This is a genomic window from Streptococcus oralis (assembly GCF_019334565.1).
In the GTDB taxonomy this organism is placed as follows: Bacteria; Bacillota; Bacilli; order Lactobacillales; family Streptococcaceae; genus Streptococcus; species Streptococcus oralis_CR.
On record NZ_CP079724.1, the window covers coordinates 1061794 to 1082851 of the forward strand.

Below are 21058 nucleotides of genomic sequence, written 5' to 3' on the forward strand. Positions count from 1 at the left end.
ATGATGTTTTCATGGATTGCAAGAGTTATTAAAGGAATCGTCATCGCCTTAGGATTTATCCTACCAGGAATTTCTGGCGGTGTTTTAGCAGCTATTTTGGGAATTTACGAGCGAATGATTAGCTTTCTGGCTCATCCCTTTAAGGATTTTAAAAATAATGTCCTATACTTTATCCCAGTAGCAATCGGGATGTTGCTAGGCATTGGTTTGTTTTCTTATCCAATCGAGTATCTGCTTGAAAATTACCAAGTATATGTTTTATGGAGTTTTGCTGGAGCTATCATCGGTACGGTTCCTAGCCTCCTTAAAGAATCTACTCGAGAATCTGATCGTGACAAGATTGACCTAGTCTGGTTCTGGACTACCTTTATCCTTTCAGGCCTAGGGCTCTACGCGCTAAACTTTGTTGTTGGTTCTCTCAGTGCTAGTTTCGCTAGTTTTATCTTAGCGGGTGCTCTTTTAGCTCTAGGTGTCTTGGTGCCTGGTTTAAGTCCGTCAAATCTACTCTTGATTTTAGGGCTGTACGCTCCAATGCTAACTGGTTTTAAGACCTTTGATTTATTCGGTACTTTCCTTCCTATCGGAATTGGTGCAGGTGCAACTCTTATTATCTTTTCAAAATTAATGGACCATGCCTTAAACAACCACCACTCCCGTGTTTATCACTTTATTATTGGAATTGTGCTATCAAGCACCCTCTTGATTTTGATTCCAAATGCTGGAAGTGCTGAAAGTATCCAATACACTGGACTTTCTATCGTGAGTTATGTTCTCATCGCCTTCTTCTTTGCACTTGGCATTTGGCTTGGTATCTGGATGAGTCAATTGGAGGATAAGTATAAATAATGGCAAAAAAAGTAAAGATTAAAAAAACTCTTGTCGAGCAAATTTTAACCAAAGCAGGAATTGAGCACACAGGGATTCAAATCAATGCGCTTGAGGGAGAACTTCCTTCGGAATATGATCGAACACATATCTTTAAAACCTTGGCTCTGCTGGGTGATAAGACGGGGCCAATCATCGGAATCGTTCCCATAACAGAACACCTCGCTGAGAAAAAACTAGCAAAGGTTTCTGGTAATAAAAAAGTGAGCATGATTCCACAAAAAGACCTAGAAAAAACGACAGGCTATATTCATGGGGCTAATAACCCCGTCGGCATTCGCCAAAAACACAATTATCCTATTTTTATTGATCAGACTGCTTTGGATTTAGACCAAATGATTGTCTCTGCTGGAGAAGTCGGGCACAGTATCATAATCCGACCTCAAGACTTAGCCAGCTTTGTAAAAGCAGATTTTGCTGACATCTTGGAGGAAAACAACTGATGAAACTCTATTTTGTCCGTCATGGTCGGACTGTCTGGAATCTTGAAGGACGTTTTCAAGGTGCTAGCGGCGACTCTCCCCTTCTTCCAGAGTCCATTGACGTTTTAAAACAACTGGGTCAACATCTCAAGGAAATCCATTTTGATACGATTTATTCTAGTGATTTACCCAGAGCGGTCAAATCTGCTGAAATTATCCAGAGTCAACTCCAATCCCCTTGTCCTTTAAAAAGCATTCCTGACCTGCGTGAATGGCATCTTGGGAAACTTGAAGGTTTAAAAATCACAACTCTCAATGCCATCTACCCACAACAAATCAAGGCCTTTCGCTCTAATCTGGCTCAGTTTGATACGAGGATGTTTGAAGCCGAATCTCTCTACTCTACGACTCAGCGAACCATTCAGTTTATCAAATCTCTGAAAGAAAGCCCGGCTGAAAGAATTTTGATTGTCGGGCATGGGGCAAATCTCACTGCTAGCCTACGCACTCTCTTAGGCTATAAAGAGGCTCACCTTCGCAAAGATGGAGGCTTGGCCAATGCTAGTCTGACAGTTTTAGAGACCGATGATTTTGAAACCTTCACTCTGGAAAGATGGAATGACACTTCCTATCAAGAAAAATAATGGAACTTGATCTTAATAGTCAAGTTCTTTTTAGTTTTCAAAGAATATCCGTGAATTTCTCTGCTATTTATGATAAAATGGGAGTATCGCAAAAAATGACTCATCGTATCAAATTTTGAGTAAAATTAGGAGGAACCCATGTCTACAGAACATATGGAAGAACTAAATGACCAGCAGATCGTTCGCCGTGAAAAAATGGCTGCGCTCCGTGAACAAGGAATCGATCCCTTCGGAAAACGTTTTGAACGTACTGCTAACTCTCAAGAACTAAAAGATAAATTTGCAGAACTCGATAAAGAACAATTACATGAATTAAATGAAACTGCTACTATCGCTGGACGCTTAGTAACTAAACGTGGAAAAGGAAAAGTTGGCTTTGCCCATCTTCAAGACCGCGAAGGTCAAATTCAGATTTACGTTCGTAAAGATGAAGTTGGTGAAGAAAACTACGAAATCTTCAAAAAGGCTGACCTCGGTGACTTCCTTGGTGTCGAAGGTGAAGTCATGCGTACAGATATGGGAGAACTTTCTATCAAGGCAACTCACATCACACACTTGTCTAAAGCACTTCGCCCGCTTCCTGAGAAATTCCACGGTTTGACTGACGTTGAAACAATTTATCGTAAACGTTACCTTGACTTGATTTCTAACCGTGAAAGCTTTGAACGCTTTGTCACTCGTTCAAAAATCATCTCTGAAATCCGTCGTTATCTAGACCAAAAAGGTTTCCTTGAAGTGGAAACACCTGTTCTTCATAATGAAGCCGGTGGTGCTGCTGCTCGTCCATTTATCACCCACCACAATGCACAGAACATTGACATGGTGCTTCGTATCGCGACCGAGCTTCACTTGAAACGCCTTATCGTTGGTGGTATGGAACGTGTTTATGAAATTGGCCGTATCTTCCGTAACGAAGGAATGGATGCTACTCATAACCCTGAATTCACTTCTATCGAAGTTTACCAAGCTTATGCAGACTTCCAAGATATCATGGACTTAACTGAAGGTATTATCCAACACGCTGCTAAGGCAGTTAAGGGGGATGGTCCAGTTAACTACCAGGGCACTGAAATTAAGATCAACGAACCATTTAAACGTGTTCACATGGTGGATGCTATCAAAGAAATTACTGGTGTAGATTTCTGGCAAGACATGACTTTCGAGGAAGCTAAAGCTATCGCTGCTGAGAAGAAAGTTCCAGTTGAGAAACACTACACTGAAGTTGGTCACATTATCAATGCCTTCTTTGAAGAATTTGTCGAAGAAACCTTGATCCAACCAACCTTTGTCTATGGACATCCAGTAGCAGTATCTCCACTCGCTAAGAAAAATCCTGAAGACGAACGCTTTACTGACCGTTTCGAGCTCTTTATCATGACTAAGGAGTACGGTAATGCCTTTACTGAGTTGAACGACCCAATCGACCAACTTAGCCGTTTCGAAACCCAAGCTAAAGCCAAAGAACTTGGTGACGATGAAGCAACAGGCATCGACTACGACTACATTGAGGCTCTTGAATACGGTATGCCACCAACAGGTGGTTTGGGTATCGGTATCGACCGTCTCTGCATGCTCCTCACTGATACAACCACTATCCGTGATGTATTGCTCTTCCCAACAATGAAATAATACTTTTCGAAAATCTCTTCAAACCACGTCAGCGTTACCTTGCCGTAGATATATGTTCCTGACTTTGTCAGTCTTATCTACAACCTCAAAACAGTGTTTTGAGCAGCCTGCGGCTAGCTTCCTAGTTTGCTCTTTGATTTTTATTGAGTATAAACTCTTATCCTCTGGTACTTGCCAGAGGTTTTTTTGATAAAAAAAAAAGAGACTGAGGAAAAACTCAATCTCTTTTCTTATTCTTGATTTTTAACTTGACTAGTGGCTACATCTTCGCCAAACCACTTCTGGCTGATTTCCTGGAATTTTCCTTCTTGGTATAGTGAGATAAAGGCTTGGTTCAAGGCATTTAGCAAAGTTTTATCAGCAGGTCTAACACCCACTGCAAAAGCTTCACTTTCAAATCCAGCTGAAAAGACATTGTAGTCACTTAATATCCCTTCAGACTGGAGATAATAATTAGCATATACTCGGTCAATCAACAAAGCATCAATCCGATCATTTTTTAAATCAATCAAGGCTTCATTGAAACTTTGGTATTGATTGGCCTTCTGGTCTTTCACTCGATTCTTGAGTAGTTCAGGTTGTCCTTCAAAATTCAAATAGCCAGAAGATCCTGCCTGGGCCCCTAAAACTTTGTCAGTCATATCCTGAATTGAGTGGATATTTTGAGACTTTTTAGAGACCAAAACTTGTTGATTTTCCATGTAAGGAATGGTAAAAGCAACCTTCTCTTTCCGTTCATCTGTAGCTGTATAGCCATTCCAGATGGCATCAATGGTACCATTTTGTAATTCGGTTTCTTTCATATCCCAGTCGATAGGTTGAAATTTAATCTGAATTCCTAGCTTTTCAGAAACAGCTTGGGCTAGGTCAATATCAAAACCTGCATACTGGCCATTCTTTTCCTCAAATCCCATGGGAACAAAGGTATTGTCAAAGCCAATGGTAATGCTTCCCTGTTTTTGATATTTGGCCCAATTATCCTGATTTGGATCACTTGCCTTCTGAGTACAAGCCGTCAGGAAGAAGCTAAAGAACAGAGCAAGTACAAGGGCAATTTTCTTTCTCTTCATAGGCACCTCCTAGTCCTACTTTGGATCAACCTTAAGGATCTGATCAGCAATATTTTCCGCAAACTGAAGATCGTGAGTCACAACAATCTGAGTCATCCCACGCTCTTTATTTTGAAGGATAAGTTTTTCTACTTCTAATCGCAATTCTGGGTCTAAGGCTGATGTAGGCTCATCATATCCAATAATTTCTGGGTTTATCATCATAGCGCGTGCTAAGGCCACCCGTTGTTTTTGTCCACCTGAAAGTGAGAAAGGGAAGGCATCTGCATGCCCAGCTAACCCAAGTTGTTCTAACAAACCACGCGCCTTCTTCTCAGCAATTTCCTTCTCCATGCTCATCGTTTTTATGGGCGACAAGGTTAAGTTATCTAGAACTGACAAATGCGGAAAGAGTTGAAAATCTTGGAAAACAAATCCTAGAAGATTGCGCTTTTCTAGTTCGTCTATAGCTAGCGATACGCCGTTATAGTAGATTTCCCCAGAATCAATGGTTTCCAATCCAGCTAGCATACGTAACAAGGTGGTCTTGCCTCCTCCTGATGGACCTACGATTGCGAGGATTTGCTTTTCAGGAATAGATAGGCTAAAGTTGGTTAAGATTTGTTTGCCAGCAAAGGCCTTGTTGATGTTTCGTAATTCTAACATAGCAATCCTCCTATCTGTAATAACTGTACTTCTTCTCAAGTTTTTTCGCTACAATAGTTACGAGACCAATCATAATCAAATAAATCGCTCCAGCTAAAAACATAGGAACAAGACTGGCGTCTCGATTGGCTGCTGTCCGACTAGCTAAAATCAAATCTGAGATCCCAAGGGCATAAACCAAAGAAGTATCCTTGACCAAACTCATAATTTCATTAAAAACACTCGGTAAGACAATCTTTGTCACTTGAGGAAGGATGATATAGCGAACTGTAGCAAAGGGGCTAAATTTTAACACTTTTGCAGCCTCATACTGCCCTTTAGGAATGGTTTCAATCCCACCACGAAAGATTTCAGCAAAGTAGGCTGCATAGTTCAATACAAAAGCGATCACAGCAGCAGGCAAACGATCTAAACGTATCCCAATGCTAGGGAGAACATAGTAAATAAAGATTAATTGCAAGAGCAAGGGAGTTCCTCGCATCACCCAAATATAAAGGTCAATCAGATAATGGAGGGGTTTCCAGCGGACTTGTAAAGCAAAGGCAACGACAATACCTAAAGGAATTGAAAAGATCAAGACCAGAGCAAAGACTTGAAGAGTCATACTTGCACCGTTCAATAAACTTGGTAATATCTCAAACATATAAGACATACTGCACCTCCTAAAAATTATTGTTCCTATTATAGCATAAATAAACAATTTAGCAAGGGTTTTTGTAAAAAAATTCTATAATTCTTGAACTATACACCTTTATCTATGAAATAAGAGCGAAATATCATCTTGAATAATTCGAAGAATTATAAAAATTTCATTGATACAGAACTCGTTTACCCTCATTCACTTCATACCTCTAGAGATATAAAAAAAGAACCACTTTATAAGAATAGTATCATTTCTACTATCCATACAAGTGACTCTTTGATGATGCCATAGCAAAGGCATCAAGATTTTTCAACTAGATTATTTAACTTTTTTGAAACGGAATAAAAGAATGGAACCAAATGCAAGTACTACTCCTACAACAGTAAGCAACATAGTCATTTCAGAAGTACCAGTATTTGGTAGTTCTTTAGTTTCTCCTGGTTGTTTAGGTTTGTCATCAGAAGATCCTGGAGTCTCAGCAGCATAAGTATTTGTGATGGTTGGATTATTGCCTGTAACTTTTGCTACAAGTTTACCTTGACCATTGTCTGCAACTTTTACTGTTACTGTATAAGCATTTTTATCATAAGTTACACCAGCTTCACCACCATCTTTTTCAGTGATAGTATACGTGTGAGTTCCTGCAGTAGTGTATTCAATTGCTGGGAAAGCAACTGTTCCGTCTGCAGCATTCTTAGCTGTAGCTACAAGTTTGTCGCCTTCTTTCAATTCAAATTCATATTTATCTGCCTCAAGAGTTTTACCATTTAGGACTTTTTTAGCAGTAATTGAAGTTGTTGCAGATTTAGCAGAATACGAATTTACAAAAACTTTATTGTCATATTTAACACTTGCAAACTTCTCACCATAAACATCTGTTACAGTAACTTCTGCGTTAATAGTCTTATCATCGTAAGCAAAACCTGGTTTTTGATCATTAACTTCTTTGATCTGATACTTATAAGTACCCACTGTAGAGAATTTAACGGCTTTAAATTTCACTTTGCCATCTTTATCATTCTTAACAGTTTCCACAACTGATCCGTTTGGATCAAGTAGTTGGAAGCTAAATTCTTCAGCAGCTAAGTCTTTTCCTTTTAACTGCTTAGAAACCTCAAATGAAACTTCTGTAGAACGTGAACCTGAACTAATACCTTCAGTTGTGGTTAATGGTGCAAAACCTTCTACATCAAAGTTTTCAGTCGAAGTCGTAATTTTAACGTTATTGAAAGCTTTCTTTGTTGTATTATCAACTGGAGCTGTGATACGAGTCTTATAAACTACATACAAACCTTGGTTGGTTAGATCACCATTACCATTTGGAGTAATAGTGAAGCGATTAGAATCTTGAACAACAATGTGACTTGGATTCAAAAGAGGATGATGCTCATCCTTACCCCATTCAGTAAAGTAGTAACCTGTAATCTCACTAGCTAATACTTGTCCTTCAGGGATTGTATCTTGAATCGAAACGCCTTCATAAGGATTAGCATATTTGTTTACGCGAATATACCAATTAATATAATTTGGATCGTTCGTATCTTGAACTCCCCATTTAGTAAATCCTGTTGGATCCTCATCTGGAACAATACGAGTCAAATTGTATACTCCTGCTCCAGGAATATCGATTGGATACGACTTATTGAGTTCAACATTATCAGCCCATACAACCGTAAATAAGGCCGAAATTTGTTTCTCTTCAGGTAAGTTAGCAAAATAATCTTCGTTACTTACCGTTACAGTCGCTGTATTTGCAGACTTATTTGTCGTTAATTCAGCAACCTTAGTGACTCCATCGTTACCAAAGATTTCAGTAGTTGAATCTGATTCAATTTTGAATTCATTTGGAACTTTATAAACCATAAAGTCACCATTCTTCAACGTTGTTGAGTTGTCGAATTTGTAAGTGGTTTGAAGGTAAAATTTCCCTTCACCATACTCTGCACCGTCAACTAACTTATTATTGTTAATTGTCGGTACTGTCGTTAGCGTATAGCTACTAGATGGTAGTTCAGCAGCTTTAACCACATTGCTAGTTCTTAGTACTGGGATAAATACTGAAGCTACTAACAATAGCGCCATGAATGCATGAGAAAGTTTTTTATTAATCTTTTTCACAACATTTGCCTCCTTTATTTTTGGGGATAGATCCCCTATTTATTATTATATATTCTTATATAAATTTGTCAAGTATTTCATAGTAGTTCGATGTTCAAATCATACCTTTAAACTCTTATTTTATAGGGTGTAGCAGGCTTTCATCGTTCAAAACTTCATCTAAATTGGCTATAAGAAATTCTAACATTTATATTATATTAGTAAATTAGTAAAAAAGAAAAGACCTCTGAGGTCTTTCAAATCATTCATTTAAAGTCATTCGTTTCTGTTAATAAAATTTTACAAAAAATAGAAATCTTTAAAGTGTTTCTAAGAGTTCTTGCATTTGAACATCATCTGGAACGAGTTTTAAATAAGCTTCAGCTTGCACTTTGGCTTCTTCAAAATACCCCAATTCACGTAGGAGATAAGTATACTGCTCCAGAAATTCAGGATTATTCTTGAGATCAGACGATAGTTGTTGATAGAGTTCATAGGCCTTATCTAAATCCTCAATTTCCTGATAAGAACGGGCAATCATCCACTTGGTAAGGAGATTTTCAGGTTCTTGACTTTGGAGAGCGATGATATCTTCATACCGTTCTTGTTCCATATAAATGGTTGCAAGGCGAAGGAAAATTTCTTCTGTATCCTCTGCATCTTCTTTGGCAGTAAGGAGAAATTGCTCTGCACTACTAGGATCATGCAATTCATACGAAAACTGAGAAGCAGCAAGTAAGAGCCGAGTTTCAAATGGATTTTTCTCCAAACCTTGTTTAGCGATACGAAGGGCCTCTTCCACCTGATGTTCCTTATGCAAAGCTTGACTATAACCATATTCATATCCTTCAAAGTCAGGTGAAATGGTATCAATCTGCTTGAAGTAAAGAACAGATTTTTGATACTCTTCTTGGTCAAAGTAAAGACTAGCCAGTTCAAAGGCAGTTTGGTCATCGTATTCTAATTCTAAAGCTTTTTCTAAGAATTCAGTTGCAGCTTCAAACTTGCCTAACTGAGCATATGCGTAGCCGATTCGTTGGTAGGTTGAGACACCCGTTTGCTCATAGATTGAGCGATTGTCTAATTGAGCATAGCTCTGAATAGCTTCCTGATAATTTCCTAACTCGCTATCCAACTCAGCCAAACCAAAAACTAATAAGGAATCGTCTGAGTAGTTTAGGGCTTCCAGTAACTTTTCACGCGCTACATCTGTCAATCCTTCCAACTGATAGAGGTCTGCCTTCAAGGCCAAGGCCGATACATACCAGTCACTTTCAGGTGTGATTTCCTCAAGGTAAGCAAAGGCTTCCTCAACATTGCCATCCTCGCTAGCAATGCTGGCTAAGTTCAGATTCACTTCTGGGAAATCTGTAACGATATCTTGGTAAATTTCTTTTGCTTGAGGATAAAAGCCAATTCCCTCTAGATAGCTTGCTAGTTCGTAAAGAACCTCACTTGAATCTGTTTCGAGGGCTTTGTGAAAATACTGATCCGCTTTGGTTAAATCCTGTTCATCCAAAGCCTGGAGCATGCGTTGACTATTGTTCACTCTTGATTTCCTCCCCTTCTTCTTCATACAGACCGCTGACTTTTTTATACCAGTTAAAGATAGCTGAGATAACGACCTTAGCAGAGGCATAGACAGGGATTCCCAGCAAGACTCCCCAAATACCAAACATAGAACCTGAAGTTAGGAGAACAAAGAGGACATTGATGGGATGGATGTTTAGCTGACTACCCAAAATAAGTGGGGAAACGAAGCGACCTTCAATCGTTTGTTCAACAATAAAGACAATAATTACTTTTAAAAGCATGACAGGCCCCGCTATTAAGCCCAAAACCAGAGCAGGCAACATCGCTAGAAAACTACCCAGGTAAGGTACTAGATTGAGGATACCAGCCGTGATACCAAGAGTCACAGCATATCTGAGACCAATAATCTTAAAGAAGATAATAAACATAATTGCCACGATAATAGCAACTGTAACCTGCCCTCTAACATAGTTTGATAACTGTTTATTAACATCTGACAAAACTTGTCCGATAGGTTCTTTTAACTTGTTTGGGATGAATTTAGTTAGGTAATCCCGCAAGCCTTTCCCATCTCTCAAAAGATAAAAGAGCATGAATGGTACGATAATAACCGCTACAATGACCTGGGAAACGCTACTGATAAAGGCGCTGACCCAGTTAACAGCCTGAGAAGAGATTTTGCTCGCCCACAGGGTAGCTTCACTAGAAACATTGGAAAGAACCTGCTCCAACTGTGGTCTAAAATCATCTGGCAAGCGTTTAGTTACAAGGTCATTGATCACCTTATCAGCATCTTCCAGGTATGTCGGCACATTCTTCGCAAAATTTAAGACTTGGCGTTGCAGATTAGGTATTGCGACTGCCAGACCCCAAATGATAAAAAGTCCAATAATGACAAAAACAATACTGATGGCAAGAACACGATTGATCTTGTGTTTCTCCATCCAGTCAACAATCGGATTAAGTAGGTAATAAAGTAAACCAGATAAAATAACTGGTAACATGACAACCCCAAGAAAATCCAAAACTGGTAAAAAGATAAAACTAATCTTACTTAGAATAAAAATGTTTAGCCCCAGTAACAAGGTTACTAAAAATACAGTGATGGCTTTATTATCTAAAAACCACTTAAAAAACCAAGATAGGCTAAAATGTTTCTCTTTATGTTCCATAAATACATCCTTTCTGTCGTTCTCTCATTATACCATTTTTAGACTAAAATAACTCTTTTTTAAAGTGCTTACATGAATGAATCTAGTGCTTCATGACTGCCATTTTGTGGTATAATGAACTTATCATTATTAAGAGGTATGGACATGAAAGAAACTGTTTATTTTGGAACTTACACTCGTCGCTTATCTAAAGGGATTTACAAGGCAGATTTTGATACAGAAACAGGCCAGCTTGCAAATCTTGAACTCTTTGCTGCTGAACCAAGTCCGACCTACCTTGCCTTTGACCAACAGCAACACTTATACACCGTAGGGAGCCAGGATGGCTTAGGTGGAATCGCTGCATATAAGAAAGATGGCACTTTGCTAAATCATGTGGTTGAAGAAGGCGCTCCTCATTGCTATGTGGCAGTGGATGAAAAGCGTAGTCTCGTTTACGGAGCCAACTATCATAAAGGTCAAGTTCTAGTTTATAAACGTCAAGCGGATGGTAGCCTCATCCAAACAGATCTAGATCAGCATAGCGGACAAGGTCCTCATGAAAACCAAACTTCTCCACATGTACACTTTACGGATCTAACACCTGACCAGTACCTCGTCACATGTGATTTAGGGACGGATGAGGTAACAACCTATGATGTTAGTCCAGAAGGAAAACTAAGTAAACTCTACACTTATCACAGCCAAGCTGGAGCAGGTGCTCGCCACATCGTTTTCCACCACCACTATAAGATTGCCTATCTCATCTGCGAACTGAATAGCACGATAGAGGTCTTGATTTATGATGGGGTTGGTGAATTTGAACGCATGCAAGTTATTTCAACTTTACCAGATGGATATGAAGGCTTTAATGCTACTGCTGCCATTCGTCTTTCAAAAGATGGAAAATACCTCTATGCATCCAACCGAGGTCATGATTCCATTGCAGTCTATACAATCCTCGCTGATGGTAGCTTGGAATTATTAGAGATTGTACCAAGTCATGGTAAAAATCCACGTGATTTCGACCTAACTCCTGATCAAGAGTTTCTCATTGCTGTTCATCAAGATTCTGATAACGCAACCGTCTTTAAGCGCAATCCTAAAAGTGGTCGTCTTGCAGAGCTTTCTAACGACTTCCATGTCCCTGAAGCAGTCTGCATCAACTTTTCACATTAAAAAAAATGAACTTGAGTTTCAAGTTCATTTTTTTATAGTCTATTTCCGACATTGATACGGTTGATAGCACGTTGCAATGCGATTTTTGCGCGACGTTCTTGGTCAATCAAGTGCTTGTCATGGGCTTCTTCGATTTCTCGTTCAGCGCGAAGTTTCGCACGTTCTGCCCGACTGATATCAATATCACGAGCACGCTCTGCTGAGTCTGCTACAATAGTAATGATATCATTAGCAATCTCGATAATTCCTCCGTTCACTGCAATCCAGTTCACATGAGTATCATCATCGATACGTTTTACCTTCACTTCATCAACCGCTAAAACCGCAATCATATTTTCATGTCGTGGCAAGATCCCCATCTCACCATCCAGAGTTCGTACCGATACAAAGCTGGCATGGTGATCATAGACGAGGCCATCTGGTGTCACGATCTGGACAGTTAAATGAGCCATAGATCACCTCTTAAAATCCCATTTTTTCTGCCTTAGCAATGACGTCTTCGATTGAACCGACACCACGGAAGGCATCTTCTGGTAACTGGTCATGTTTTCCTTCAAGGATTTCCTTAAAGCCACGAACTGTTTCCGCTACTGGCACATAAGAACCAGGTTGACCAGTAAATTGTTCTGCAACATTAAAGTTTTGAGACAAGAAGAACTGGATACGACGGGCACGTGCAACCAAGGTCTTTTCTTCATCAGAAAGTTCATCCATACCAAGGATAGCAATGATATCTTGCAATTCATGGTAACGTTGAAGAACACGTTTAACCTCAGCAGCAACTGCGTAATGCTCCTCACCAACAATCTCAGGTGCCAAGGCACGAGAGCTTGAAGCCAACGGATCAACAGCTGGATAGATACCTAACTGTACCAACTTACGTTCCAAGTTTGTAGTTGAATCCAAGTGAGCGAAGGCTGTTGCTGGCGCTGGGTCAGTATAGTCATCCGCTGGCACATAGATGGCTTGGATAGAGGTTACAGAACCCTTCTTAGTTGATGTGATACGTTCTTGCAATTGACCCATTTCAGTAGCAAGTGTTGGTTGGTAACCAACGGCTGAAGGCATACGACCCAAAAGGGCAGATACTTCTGAACCAGCTTGAGTGAAACGGAAGATATTATCGATAAAGAGAAGCACATCTTGGCCTTCTACATCACGGAAGTATTCGGCGATTGTCAAACCAGTAAGGGCAACACGCATACGTGCTCCTGGTGGCTCATTCATCTGACCAAATACCATGGCTGTTTTCTCGATAACGCCTGATTCTTTCATTTCCCAGTAAAGGTCGTTCCCTTCACGAGTACGTTCCCCAACACCAGTAAATACTGAAATACCACCGTGTTCTTGGGCAATGTTGTGAATCAATTCTTGGATCAAGACAGTTTTACCAACTCCGGCACCACCGAAGAGTCCAACTTTCCCACCTTTAAGGTAAGGGGCAAGAAGGTCGATAACCTTGATCCCTGTTTCCAAGATTTCAGATGAGGTAGACAATTCATCAAAAGTTGGAGCTTTCTTATGAATTGGCTGACGCTCAGCGTCTTCATCGAAAGGAGCATCCAAGTCAATGGTATCTCCCAAAACGTTGAAGACACGTCCCAAAGTTTCTTTACCTACTGGCACAGAGATTGGACGGCCTGTGTCCAAAACTTCCATTCCACGAGTCAAACCATCTGTTGATTCCATGGCGATCGTACGAACCATACCATCACCCAACTCCAAGGCTACTTCAAGGACGATTTTTGTTTTTCTTTCGTCATTTTTGTAGACGACAAGTGCATTATTAATCTCAGGAAGTGTTTCCCCTGCTGCGAACAAGACGTCGACAACGGGTCCAATAACCTGAGCAATTTTACCTGAACTCATCTCCTTCTCCTATTCTATATAAGATACTGTCGGTTCCTAGTTCACCTAGGTCCTAAGTTCATTTTGATACGAGGGAGGCAAAGCCTTATTCTAAGGCACTAGCCCCCGCTACAATTTCTGTAATTTCTTGTGTAATCGCCGCCTGTCTGGCACGGTTATACTGGATTGTCAAATCATTGATGACTTTCTTAGCATTATCAGTCGCCGTTTGCATGGCTGTCATACCTGCAGCATTCTCAGCTGTCTTGGCATCGATGATAGCCCCGTATATCATACTTTCTGCAAACTGAGGTAACAACTGCTCTAGAATCTCATCACGACTCGTTTCCAACTCAAAGGTCAAGCTATACTCTTCATCCGCTTCATTTGGATCTAAGTCAACAATCGGCAACATTTGTTCCACACGCATTTGACTTGTGAGAGTATTGACATGATGGTTGTAACAAACATAGAGTTCATCAAAAAGTTCATTTTGATACATTTCAATCGTTTTTGAAATAATTTTACGAACTTCATCAAAACTTGGTTGGTCGGCCAAGCCACGTAGTTCATAGATTGGTTGAATGCCACGAGCCTTAAAGAAATCAGCTCCCATCCCACCGATACAGATGATCTCAAAACCTGTACCATCTGGATGGTATTCTTCTTTCAGCTCCATCACAGCTTTAAGGATGGAAGCATTATAACCTCCAACCAAGCCACGGTCTGAAGTAATAACGATATAGCCTGTTTTCTTAACTGGGCGACTAATGAGCATCGGATTGGTAGAACCACCAGATCCGTTACCATGCAGAATATCCGTCAAAAGCTTACGAACCTTCTGAGCATAAACTTGAAAGTTACGTGCTGCTTCTTCAGAGCGACCTAACTTGGCAGCCGATACCATTTGCATGGCATTGGTGATTTGACTAGTATTTTTTGTTGAGGCGATTTTTGTTTTAATATCATTTAGAGATACTGCCATTTGACACCTCTATTCTTATTGGAAGCTGGATTGATTGAGAAACTCTGTAATCGCAGCATCCAAGACTGCCTCTTCTGGCAAGTCTTTTGTTTCACGAATAGTTTCCAAAATCTCTGGATGTTGTGCATCAAAGAAATCATGAAACCCTTCCTCAAAACGAACAATGTCATCTACAGGAATCGTATCCAAGAAACCATGTGTCAAAGCATAAAGAATGATTACTTGTTTCTCAACAGGTAATGGTTTATGAACTGGTTGTTTCAGAACTTCAACGGTACGACGTCCACGATTTAACTTAGCTTGAGTAGCCGCATCCAAATCAGAACCAAACTTAGTGAAGGCTTCCAACTCACGATATGAAGCAAGGTCGATACGAAGTGTACCAGCAACCTTCTTCATAGCTTTGATTTGTGCAGAACCACCTACACGAGATACAGATGAACCCGCATCGATAGCTGGACGAATACCCGCATTGAAGAGACCATCGCCAAGGAAGATTTGACCATCTGTGATTGAAATCACGTTAGTTGCGATATAAGCAGAGATATCTCCTGCTTGTGTCTCGATAAATGGTAAAGCTGTGATTGAACCACCACCAAGTTCATCAGAAACCTTAGCTGAACGCTCAAGCAAACGGCTATGAAGGTAGAAAACATCCCCAGGGAAGGCTTCACGACCTGGTGGACGACGAAGCAAGAGGGAAAGTTCACGATAAGCGACCGCTTGTTTTGAAAGATCATCATAAACGATCAAAACATGCTTCCCTTGGTACATAAACTCTTCTGCCATAGCAACCCCAGCATAAGGAGCTAGGAAGAGCAATGGAGAAGGTTGTGAAGCAGAAGCTGTCACAACGATTGTGTAGTCCAAGGCACCGTACTGACGAAGTGTTTCAACTTGCGTACGAACAGTTGACTCTTTTTGCCCAATCGCTACATAGATACAGATCATATCTTGACCTTTTTGGTTCAAAATAGCATCAATAGCGATGGTTGTTTTCCCTGTCTGACGGTCACCGATAATCAACTCACGTTGACCACGACCAATCGGAACAAGGGCATCAATAGCTTTCAAACCTGTTTGCAATGGTTCTGATACAGACTTACGTTGCATAACGCCAGGAGCCGGCGCTTCTACTGGACGAGACTTATCGGTATGGATTTCTCCAAGACCGTCAACTGGACGACCAAGTGGATCCACAACACGTCCAATAAGGCTCTCACCAACAGGAACTTCCATGATTTTACCTGTACGGCGAATGGTATCGCCTTCACGAATATCTGTAAAGTCACCTAGGATGATAATCCCAACGTCTGTTGACTCCAAGTTCTGCGCCATCCCATAAGAGCCGTTTTCAAAAATCAACAGCTCCCCACTCATGGCATTTTCAAGGCCGTGAGCACGCGCAATTCCGTCCCCGATATAGGTTACAACACCTGTTTCAGATACATCAAAATTGGGTTTGAAATTTTCAATTTGTTGCTTAATTAAAGCGCTGATTTCTTGTGCGTTAATTGCCAAAAGAACACCACTTTCTATTTCAAATTTTCTTTAACAACTCGAAGTTGTTGTTTAATACTCACATCAATTGTCTTGTGATTAGCAAAAATGACAAAACCACCAATGAGTCCTTCATCAATTTGTTCTTTGACGCTCCGCACTTTCAGAGACATTTTTTTCTCTATCAATGGGAGCAGACGTTCCTTCTGTTCATCTGTTAAAGGATGAGCTGAAGAAATCGTGACTACAAAACGATTGGTCTCTTTTTCAAGGCGATTCAAACAATCTGCAATTACTTCATAAAAAAGATTTGCTCTGTGATTGTAAACCAGAACTTGAATAAAGTTTTGCATTAAAGGTGACACAGAGTCTTGAAAGAAACGAACTGTTTTTTCCTTATCTGACTCATCGACTGCCACCTGAGCTAAAAAAGAAGGTAAACCCGTTTCTTCTGCGACTTGCTTGATTTGATCCAAGTCTGAAAAAATCCGGTCCTCTTCTCCTTTTTCAATCACTAATTGGACAAAAGGCATGCTGTACTTTTCAATGACCTTTGCTGTTTTCTTGTCCATTAGGCTTCTCCTAGCTGATCGATATACTGATCAATGAGTTCCTTATGGGCATGACTGTCAAGGTTTTGTGAGATGATTTTCCCAGCTAGACTAACTGTCAAATCTGCCACCTCGCCCTTAACACTTTGTAAAGCTTCAGCTTTATTTTGAGCAATTTCTTGGTTGGCTTTTTCTTTTAAGCGCCCTGCTTCAAGTTTAGCTTCGGCTAAAATATCGGCTTTACTTTTCTCAGCAGTTCCCTTTGCATTCTCGATAATCGTTTTAGCTTCGGTACGGCTACCTGCTAACTCAGCTTCACGTTTGTTAGCTAGTTCCTCAGCCTTTTTACGGGCTTCCTCGGCACCATCAATATCTGAAGAAATCTTTTCAGCACGTTCATCCAAGATGCTGGAAAGATTTCCCCAAGCATATTTTTTCACTAAAAAGATCAATAAAAGGAAGGAACCAGCGATAAGAATAAAGTCACCGATAATGGTACTAATAGTTAAATCCATCTTCTAATCCTCCTCTACTTACTCTTCCCCTTCATTTATTTTTTTACCAATGTACATAGATGACAACATGGTAAATACATAAGCCTGAATACATGAAATGAAAATTGAAAAGGCTGTCCATAACATGTTTGCGATAAAGGCAAAAGGATACCAATACAAAGCATTTTGTGACAAGGCTAATAGCAATCCAGCTAAGACCTCACCGGCAAAAATATTTCCGTAGATCCGAATCGCCAAGGAAGCAAAATTGGTGAACTCTTCTAAAATGTTCATCGGAGTCATAAAGCCAGGTGTAACAAATGCTCTCAAATATTCTTTAACGCCTCTACGACGAACTCCTTCTACATGGGCGATCAAAGTGATCAAGAATGATAGGGATAAATCGTATCCAAGGTTGGCTGTTGGGGAAGTCCACAAGTTATAACCGTTTGTTGTTTGTACTTTTGCCATTAAGCCGATATTATTGGCAACCAAGATAAACAGAAATAGAGAAAACAGAAATAAGGAATAATCCTTGATGTATGATTCTCCAATGTTTGGTTTGGTAAAACCAATCACAAAGTCGTAAATCATCTCAAGAGCATTTTGTTTGCCCTTTGGACGGATGGTCATTTTACGACTTGCCCAGTAGACAAAGGCAAAAACCATCAAAACAGTTACAAGAGACATGGCAAGCAGGGTCAAATCAAAGGATATTGGTCCAATATTAACGGTTGGATTCAAACTTTCTTCCATGGTTTGACACCTCCATTTCTAAATAGAGTTGTCTATTTAATGACAAATGACATCGCCAAGGTTACAAAGAATGTTCCTTCGATAAAGGCAATCCCCATAATCATCAAACTACGCAATTGTGGGATGATATCTGGTTGGCGTGCTGCAGATTTGAACAAACCGTTCATCAAAAATCCTTCTGCAAGAGATACACCCATACAGGCAAGACAAAGTCCGAAAAATGTTAAATTCATGACGAATTCTCCTTTTATTTAAAATTTACTTACTTAGTTTAGTCCTAAAATTTGTTTTTGTCAACTTTTTACTTACATTGGAAGCGTTTCAGATGATTTATTTCTATTTTTGCTATTTTTATACCACTGTATAGATAAGTTTCTCATTTTATGATGAAATGTGTTTCCACTTTTTCTATATTTTCCGAAATAAATTGAAAAATCCAAGTTTAGAACTTGGATAGATTCATTTTATTTGAAATAGTAGGAATAGTGTCGTTTACACCCTGGATTAAATGGAGATTTGCAATAAGGGCAGGCTATTTGTTTTTGATATTCTTGAAATGTTATTGTCCTCTTACAAGCCCCACATAAAATCGGTCGATCCTCCGAAAGCGTCAAGGGGTAGGGTGAAAACAAATGCGTTTCTATAGCATTGTGGCACTGATAGCAAGCATAGTATTTTTTACACTCATAGCACTGGAGGGAAATAATATCCTTTTCACCATGATAGTGAACACATCTGCTTTCATTATCTACCAACAATCCTTGCACTTGAATCATTCCCTTTTCCTTATCTAGGCACGAACTGTGACACTTGTCCCGTCTTCCTTATAGAGATTGATAAGACCTTCTTTGAGAGCTCGAACCATATCCCCAGCTTGCACAGGTTGAGGAACCTTAATGGTCAAGAGTTCCATTGGATTTGGAGCACGGTCGATTTTATTGCCTTTAGAATCGTGAAGATTTTCGATATAGGTTTCAAAATGACGGAAACCTGGTCCATAAAACTCAACTTGATCGCCTTCATTGATAACATTCCGTTGACGAATGGTTGCTGTCTGGGTTGCTTCATCATAAGCTACCACTTCAGCAACAAACTTGTATTCAGGGATTTTACGACGTGCACCAAACAACTGTTCATTTTCTGTAGGTGTGCTATAGTAGAAACCTGTTGCCAATTCACGTTGGGCAACCTTCCACATCTCATCTACCAGGTCTTGTTTAATAGCTTCAAATTTTTCTGGGCTTTCAAGGTAAGCATCCACAGCCGCCTTGTAACAGTTAGTTACTGTTGAAACATAGTGGATTGACTTCATACGACCTTCAATCTTGAGACTATCTACACCATTTTCAATCATATCTGGAATATGGTCAATCATAGACATATCAACGGCTGACATTGAAAATTCTTCTGGAATTTCACCTTTAAGACTCTTGCGTTCTTGACCAAAAGGCATATCGTAAAGGTCGTATTTCCAACGGCAAGACTGCGAACAACCACCACGGTTAGCATCACGCATACTCATGTGATTTGAAAGCGTACAGCGACCTGAGTAGGAAATACACATCGCTCCGTGGACAAAGGCTTCAATCTCTACGTCTGTGCGTTTGCGAATCTCTGCCAATTCTTCCATTGAGACCTCACGCGCCAAAACGACACGAGTCAAGCCCAGTTCTTTCCAAAATTCAAGCGTTTCATAGTTCGTCGCACTGGCTTGGGTAGAGAGGTGGATTTCAAGACCTGGTGCTTCTGTTGCTGCAATCATAATCAAGGCCGGGTCTGACACGATAACTGCCGCAATCCCAATGTCACGCAACTTACGGAACCACTCACCAGCCCCAGCTTCATTTCCTTCGTGCATAACCATGTTGGCAGCTACATAGACTTTGGCACCATACTTGGCAGCGAACTGCACGCCTTCTTCCATCTGTTCAAAGGTGAAGTTTCCTGCACGGCTACGAAGACCATAAGCTTGTCCACCTATAAAAACAGCATCAGCTCCATACCGAACAGCCACTTTTAGCTTCTCTAAAGTCCCTGCAGGCGATAAAACCTCAGGACGTTTTAATATTTTTGTCATTTTTTCTCCTATTTGCAATATAAAAGTTTGACGTTTTTCCTTCTCATTTTATAGTAAATAAAGGATAAAATCAAGTCTAGACAGATTGTTTTGACAATTCTAATCTTTTAAGAAAACAAAAAACTAGCCTTTCTAAACTAGTTATTTTCAAGATAAAATTCAAAGCGTTCACCCACGTATTGACTCTTTACATATTCGAAAGCTGTCCCATCTTCAAGATAAGAAACCTGAGTCAATGCTAAAATCGCATGCCCCTTTTCGACTTCTAGATAGTCAGCAATCTTTTCCTTAGCCAATCTCGCATAAATGGTCTGTTGAGATTTGCCAATCCGGTAGCCATACTGCTGCAAGGTTTGAAAGAAGTGACTGGTGATTTCTTCTTTTTTGAAATCCTTAATAAATTTCTCAGGAATGGATGCGACTTCATAGACTAGTGGAACTTGGTCAGCATAACGCACCCGTTCCATGCGGATAATATTCTCTGTTGGAGTAATCCCCAGCTTTGCGATCTCTTGCTCATTTGGAATAGTTCTTCTGTAAGAAATGAGTTGGCTGGAAGGTACTTTCCCCTGAGATTTGACAATCTCCGTAAAACTGGTTGTTCCTCGCATTTTTTCTTGGACACGAGTGCTAGAGACAAAGGTTCCACTTCCTACACGACGCTCCAAAACTCCTTCCTCGACCAAGAGAGAGATAGCTTGGCGTAATGTCATCCGGCTAACTTGAAACTGTTCAGCTAAATCTCGCTCACTTGGAAGCCTCTCTCCGATTTTCCAATGATGCTCATCTATATCCTTCTTGATCTGATCGTGGATTTTCATATAAGCTGGTAACATGATTCTCACTTCTTTTCTTTATTTTCTCCATTGTACCGTATTTGCTAAGAAAAAGTCAAACTTTGCCTTGTTTAGTTGGTAATTCGCCCCTATTTGTGATAGAATATTGAAAA

At 40.1% G+C, this 21058-nt stretch carries 22 protein-coding genes; 5 read left to right on the forward strand and 17 right to left on the reverse strand.

Translation table 11 applies throughout. The features are described 5' to 3' along the window. Positions 1-3: 3 nt before the first annotated feature. From KX728_RS05270 to lysS, 4 genes are all read left to right on the forward strand, one after another. Positions 4-846, forward strand: a complete 843-nt coding sequence (locus KX728_RS05270; RefSeq protein WP_215804960.1) for a DUF368 domain-containing protein — start codon at positions 4-6, stop codon at positions 844-846. Then, complete coding sequence (locus tag KX728_RS05275) at positions 846-1328, forward strand: aminoacyl-tRNA deacylase (protein ID WP_215804625.1); 483 nt, start codon at positions 846-848, stop codon at positions 1326-1328. Before KX728_RS05270 ends, KX728_RS05275 begins: the two co-directional genes overlap by 1 nt. Continuing rightward, positions 1328-1951 (forward strand): histidine phosphatase family protein, encoded by a 624-nt coding sequence (locus KX728_RS05280; RefSeq protein ID WP_215804624.1) that lies wholly within the window; start codon positions 1328-1330, stop codon positions 1949-1951. Before KX728_RS05275 ends, KX728_RS05280 begins: the two co-directional genes overlap by 1 nt. Before the next feature lie 138 nt (positions 1952-2089). Then, positions 2090-3580: a lysine--tRNA ligase gene (lysS, locus tag KX728_RS05285; RefSeq protein WP_215804623.1), complete on the forward strand. Its 1491-nt coding sequence runs from the start codon at positions 2090-2092 to the stop codon at positions 3578-3580. Positions 3581-3810: 230 nt separating this feature from the next. Here the strand turns inward: lysS and KX728_RS05290 are convergent, their stop codons facing one another. The 6 genes from KX728_RS05290 to KX728_RS05315 all read right to left on the reverse strand — a co-directional run bounded on the left by KX728_RS05290 (position 3811) and on the right by KX728_RS05315 (position 10740). Further along, positions 3811-4650, reverse strand: coding sequence for an amino acid ABC transporter substrate-binding protein (locus KX728_RS05290; protein ID WP_215804622.1), 840 nt, complete (start codon positions 4648-4650; stop codon positions 3811-3813). A 15-nt stretch (positions 4651-4665) separates the two neighbouring features. Beyond that, on the reverse strand, positions 4666-5295 hold the full coding sequence (locus KX728_RS05295; protein ID WP_215804621.1) for an amino acid ABC transporter ATP-binding protein: 630 nt from the start codon (positions 5293-5295) through the stop codon (positions 4666-4668). 10 nt (positions 5296-5305) lie between these two features. Then, the gene (locus KX728_RS05300; protein WP_215804620.1) at positions 5306-5947 is read right to left on the reverse strand and encodes an amino acid ABC transporter permease; all 642 of its coding nucleotides are present in this window, start codon (positions 5945-5947) and stop codon (positions 5306-5308) included. A 309-nt stretch (positions 5948-6256) separates the two neighbouring features. Next, positions 6257-8056: a streptococcal pilin isopeptide linkage domain-containing protein gene (locus KX728_RS05305; protein ID WP_215804619.1), complete on the reverse strand. Its 1800-nt coding sequence runs from the start codon at positions 8054-8056 to the stop codon at positions 6257-6259. A gap of 298 nt (positions 8057-8354) precedes the next feature. Next, positions 8355-9584: a tetratricopeptide repeat protein gene (locus KX728_RS05310; RefSeq protein ID WP_215804618.1), complete on the reverse strand. Its 1230-nt coding sequence runs from the start codon at positions 9582-9584 to the stop codon at positions 8355-8357. Further along, positions 9574-10740, reverse strand: coding sequence for an AI-2E family transporter (locus KX728_RS05315; RefSeq protein WP_215804617.1), 1167 nt, complete (start codon positions 10738-10740; stop codon positions 9574-9576). The genes KX728_RS05310 and KX728_RS05315 overlap by 11 nt, the downstream gene beginning before the upstream one ends. 144 nt (positions 10741-10884) lie before the next feature. Between KX728_RS05315 and KX728_RS05320 the strand changes: the two genes are divergently transcribed. Further along, positions 10885-11898 (forward strand): lactonase family protein, encoded by a 1014-nt coding sequence (locus KX728_RS05320; protein WP_215804616.1) that lies wholly within the window; start codon positions 10885-10887, stop codon positions 11896-11898. A gap of 32 nt (positions 11899-11930) precedes the next feature. Here KX728_RS05320 and KX728_RS05325 read toward each other — a convergent pair whose 3' ends face one another. The 11 genes from KX728_RS05325 to KX728_RS05375 form a co-directional block, all read right to left on the reverse strand. Further along, the gene (locus tag KX728_RS05325) at positions 11931-12350 is read right to left on the reverse strand and encodes a F0F1 ATP synthase subunit epsilon (protein WP_000940836.1); all 420 of its coding nucleotides are present in this window, start codon (positions 12348-12350) and stop codon (positions 11931-11933) included. Positions 12351-12360: 10 nt separating this feature from the next. Further along, the gene (atpD, locus tag KX728_RS05330) at positions 12361-13767 is read right to left on the reverse strand and encodes a F0F1 ATP synthase subunit beta (protein WP_215804615.1); all 1407 of its coding nucleotides are present in this window, start codon (positions 13765-13767) and stop codon (positions 12361-12363) included. 85 nt (positions 13768-13852) lie between these two features. Continuing rightward, positions 13853-14731, reverse strand: a complete 879-nt coding sequence (locus tag KX728_RS05335) for a F0F1 ATP synthase subunit gamma (protein ID WP_000301231.1) — start codon at positions 14729-14731, stop codon at positions 13853-13855. 15 nt (positions 14732-14746) lie between these two features. Continuing rightward, positions 14747-16252 (reverse strand): F0F1 ATP synthase subunit alpha, encoded by a 1506-nt coding sequence (gene atpA / locus KX728_RS05340; protein ID WP_215804614.1) that lies wholly within the window; start codon positions 16250-16252, stop codon positions 14747-14749. Positions 16253-16266: 14 nt separating this feature from the next. Continuing rightward, on the reverse strand, positions 16267-16803 hold the full coding sequence (locus KX728_RS05345; RefSeq protein ID WP_000358986.1) for a F0F1 ATP synthase subunit delta: 537 nt from the start codon (positions 16801-16803) through the stop codon (positions 16267-16269). After that, positions 16803-17297, reverse strand: a complete 495-nt coding sequence (gene atpF / locus KX728_RS05350; RefSeq protein ID WP_045617021.1) for a F0F1 ATP synthase subunit B — start codon at positions 17295-17297, stop codon at positions 16803-16805. The genes KX728_RS05345 and atpF overlap by 1 nt, the downstream gene beginning before the upstream one ends. Before the next feature lie 18 nt (positions 17298-17315). Further along, positions 17316-18032: a F0F1 ATP synthase subunit A gene (atpB, locus tag KX728_RS05355; protein ID WP_000392938.1), complete on the reverse strand. Its 717-nt coding sequence runs from the start codon at positions 18030-18032 to the stop codon at positions 17316-17318. Positions 18033-18064: 32 nt separating this feature from the next. Continuing rightward, positions 18065-18265: a F0F1 ATP synthase subunit C gene (locus KX728_RS05360; RefSeq protein WP_001054551.1), complete on the reverse strand. Its 201-nt coding sequence runs from the start codon at positions 18263-18265 to the stop codon at positions 18065-18067. 231 nt (positions 18266-18496) lie between these two features. Next, a complete protein-coding gene (locus KX728_RS05365) occupies positions 18497-18808 on the reverse strand; it encodes a CHY zinc finger protein (RefSeq protein WP_071788310.1) in 312 nt (103 codons plus the stop codon). A gap of 14 nt (positions 18809-18822) precedes the next feature. Next, positions 18823-20109 (reverse strand): peptidase U32 family protein, encoded by a 1287-nt coding sequence (locus tag KX728_RS05370; RefSeq protein ID WP_045617016.1) that lies wholly within the window; start codon positions 20107-20109, stop codon positions 18823-18825. A gap of 137 nt (positions 20110-20246) precedes the next feature. Continuing rightward, a complete protein-coding gene (locus KX728_RS05375; RefSeq protein ID WP_045617014.1) occupies positions 20247-20945 on the reverse strand; it encodes a GntR family transcriptional regulator in 699 nt (232 codons plus the stop codon). Positions 20946-21058: the final 113 nt, after the last annotated feature.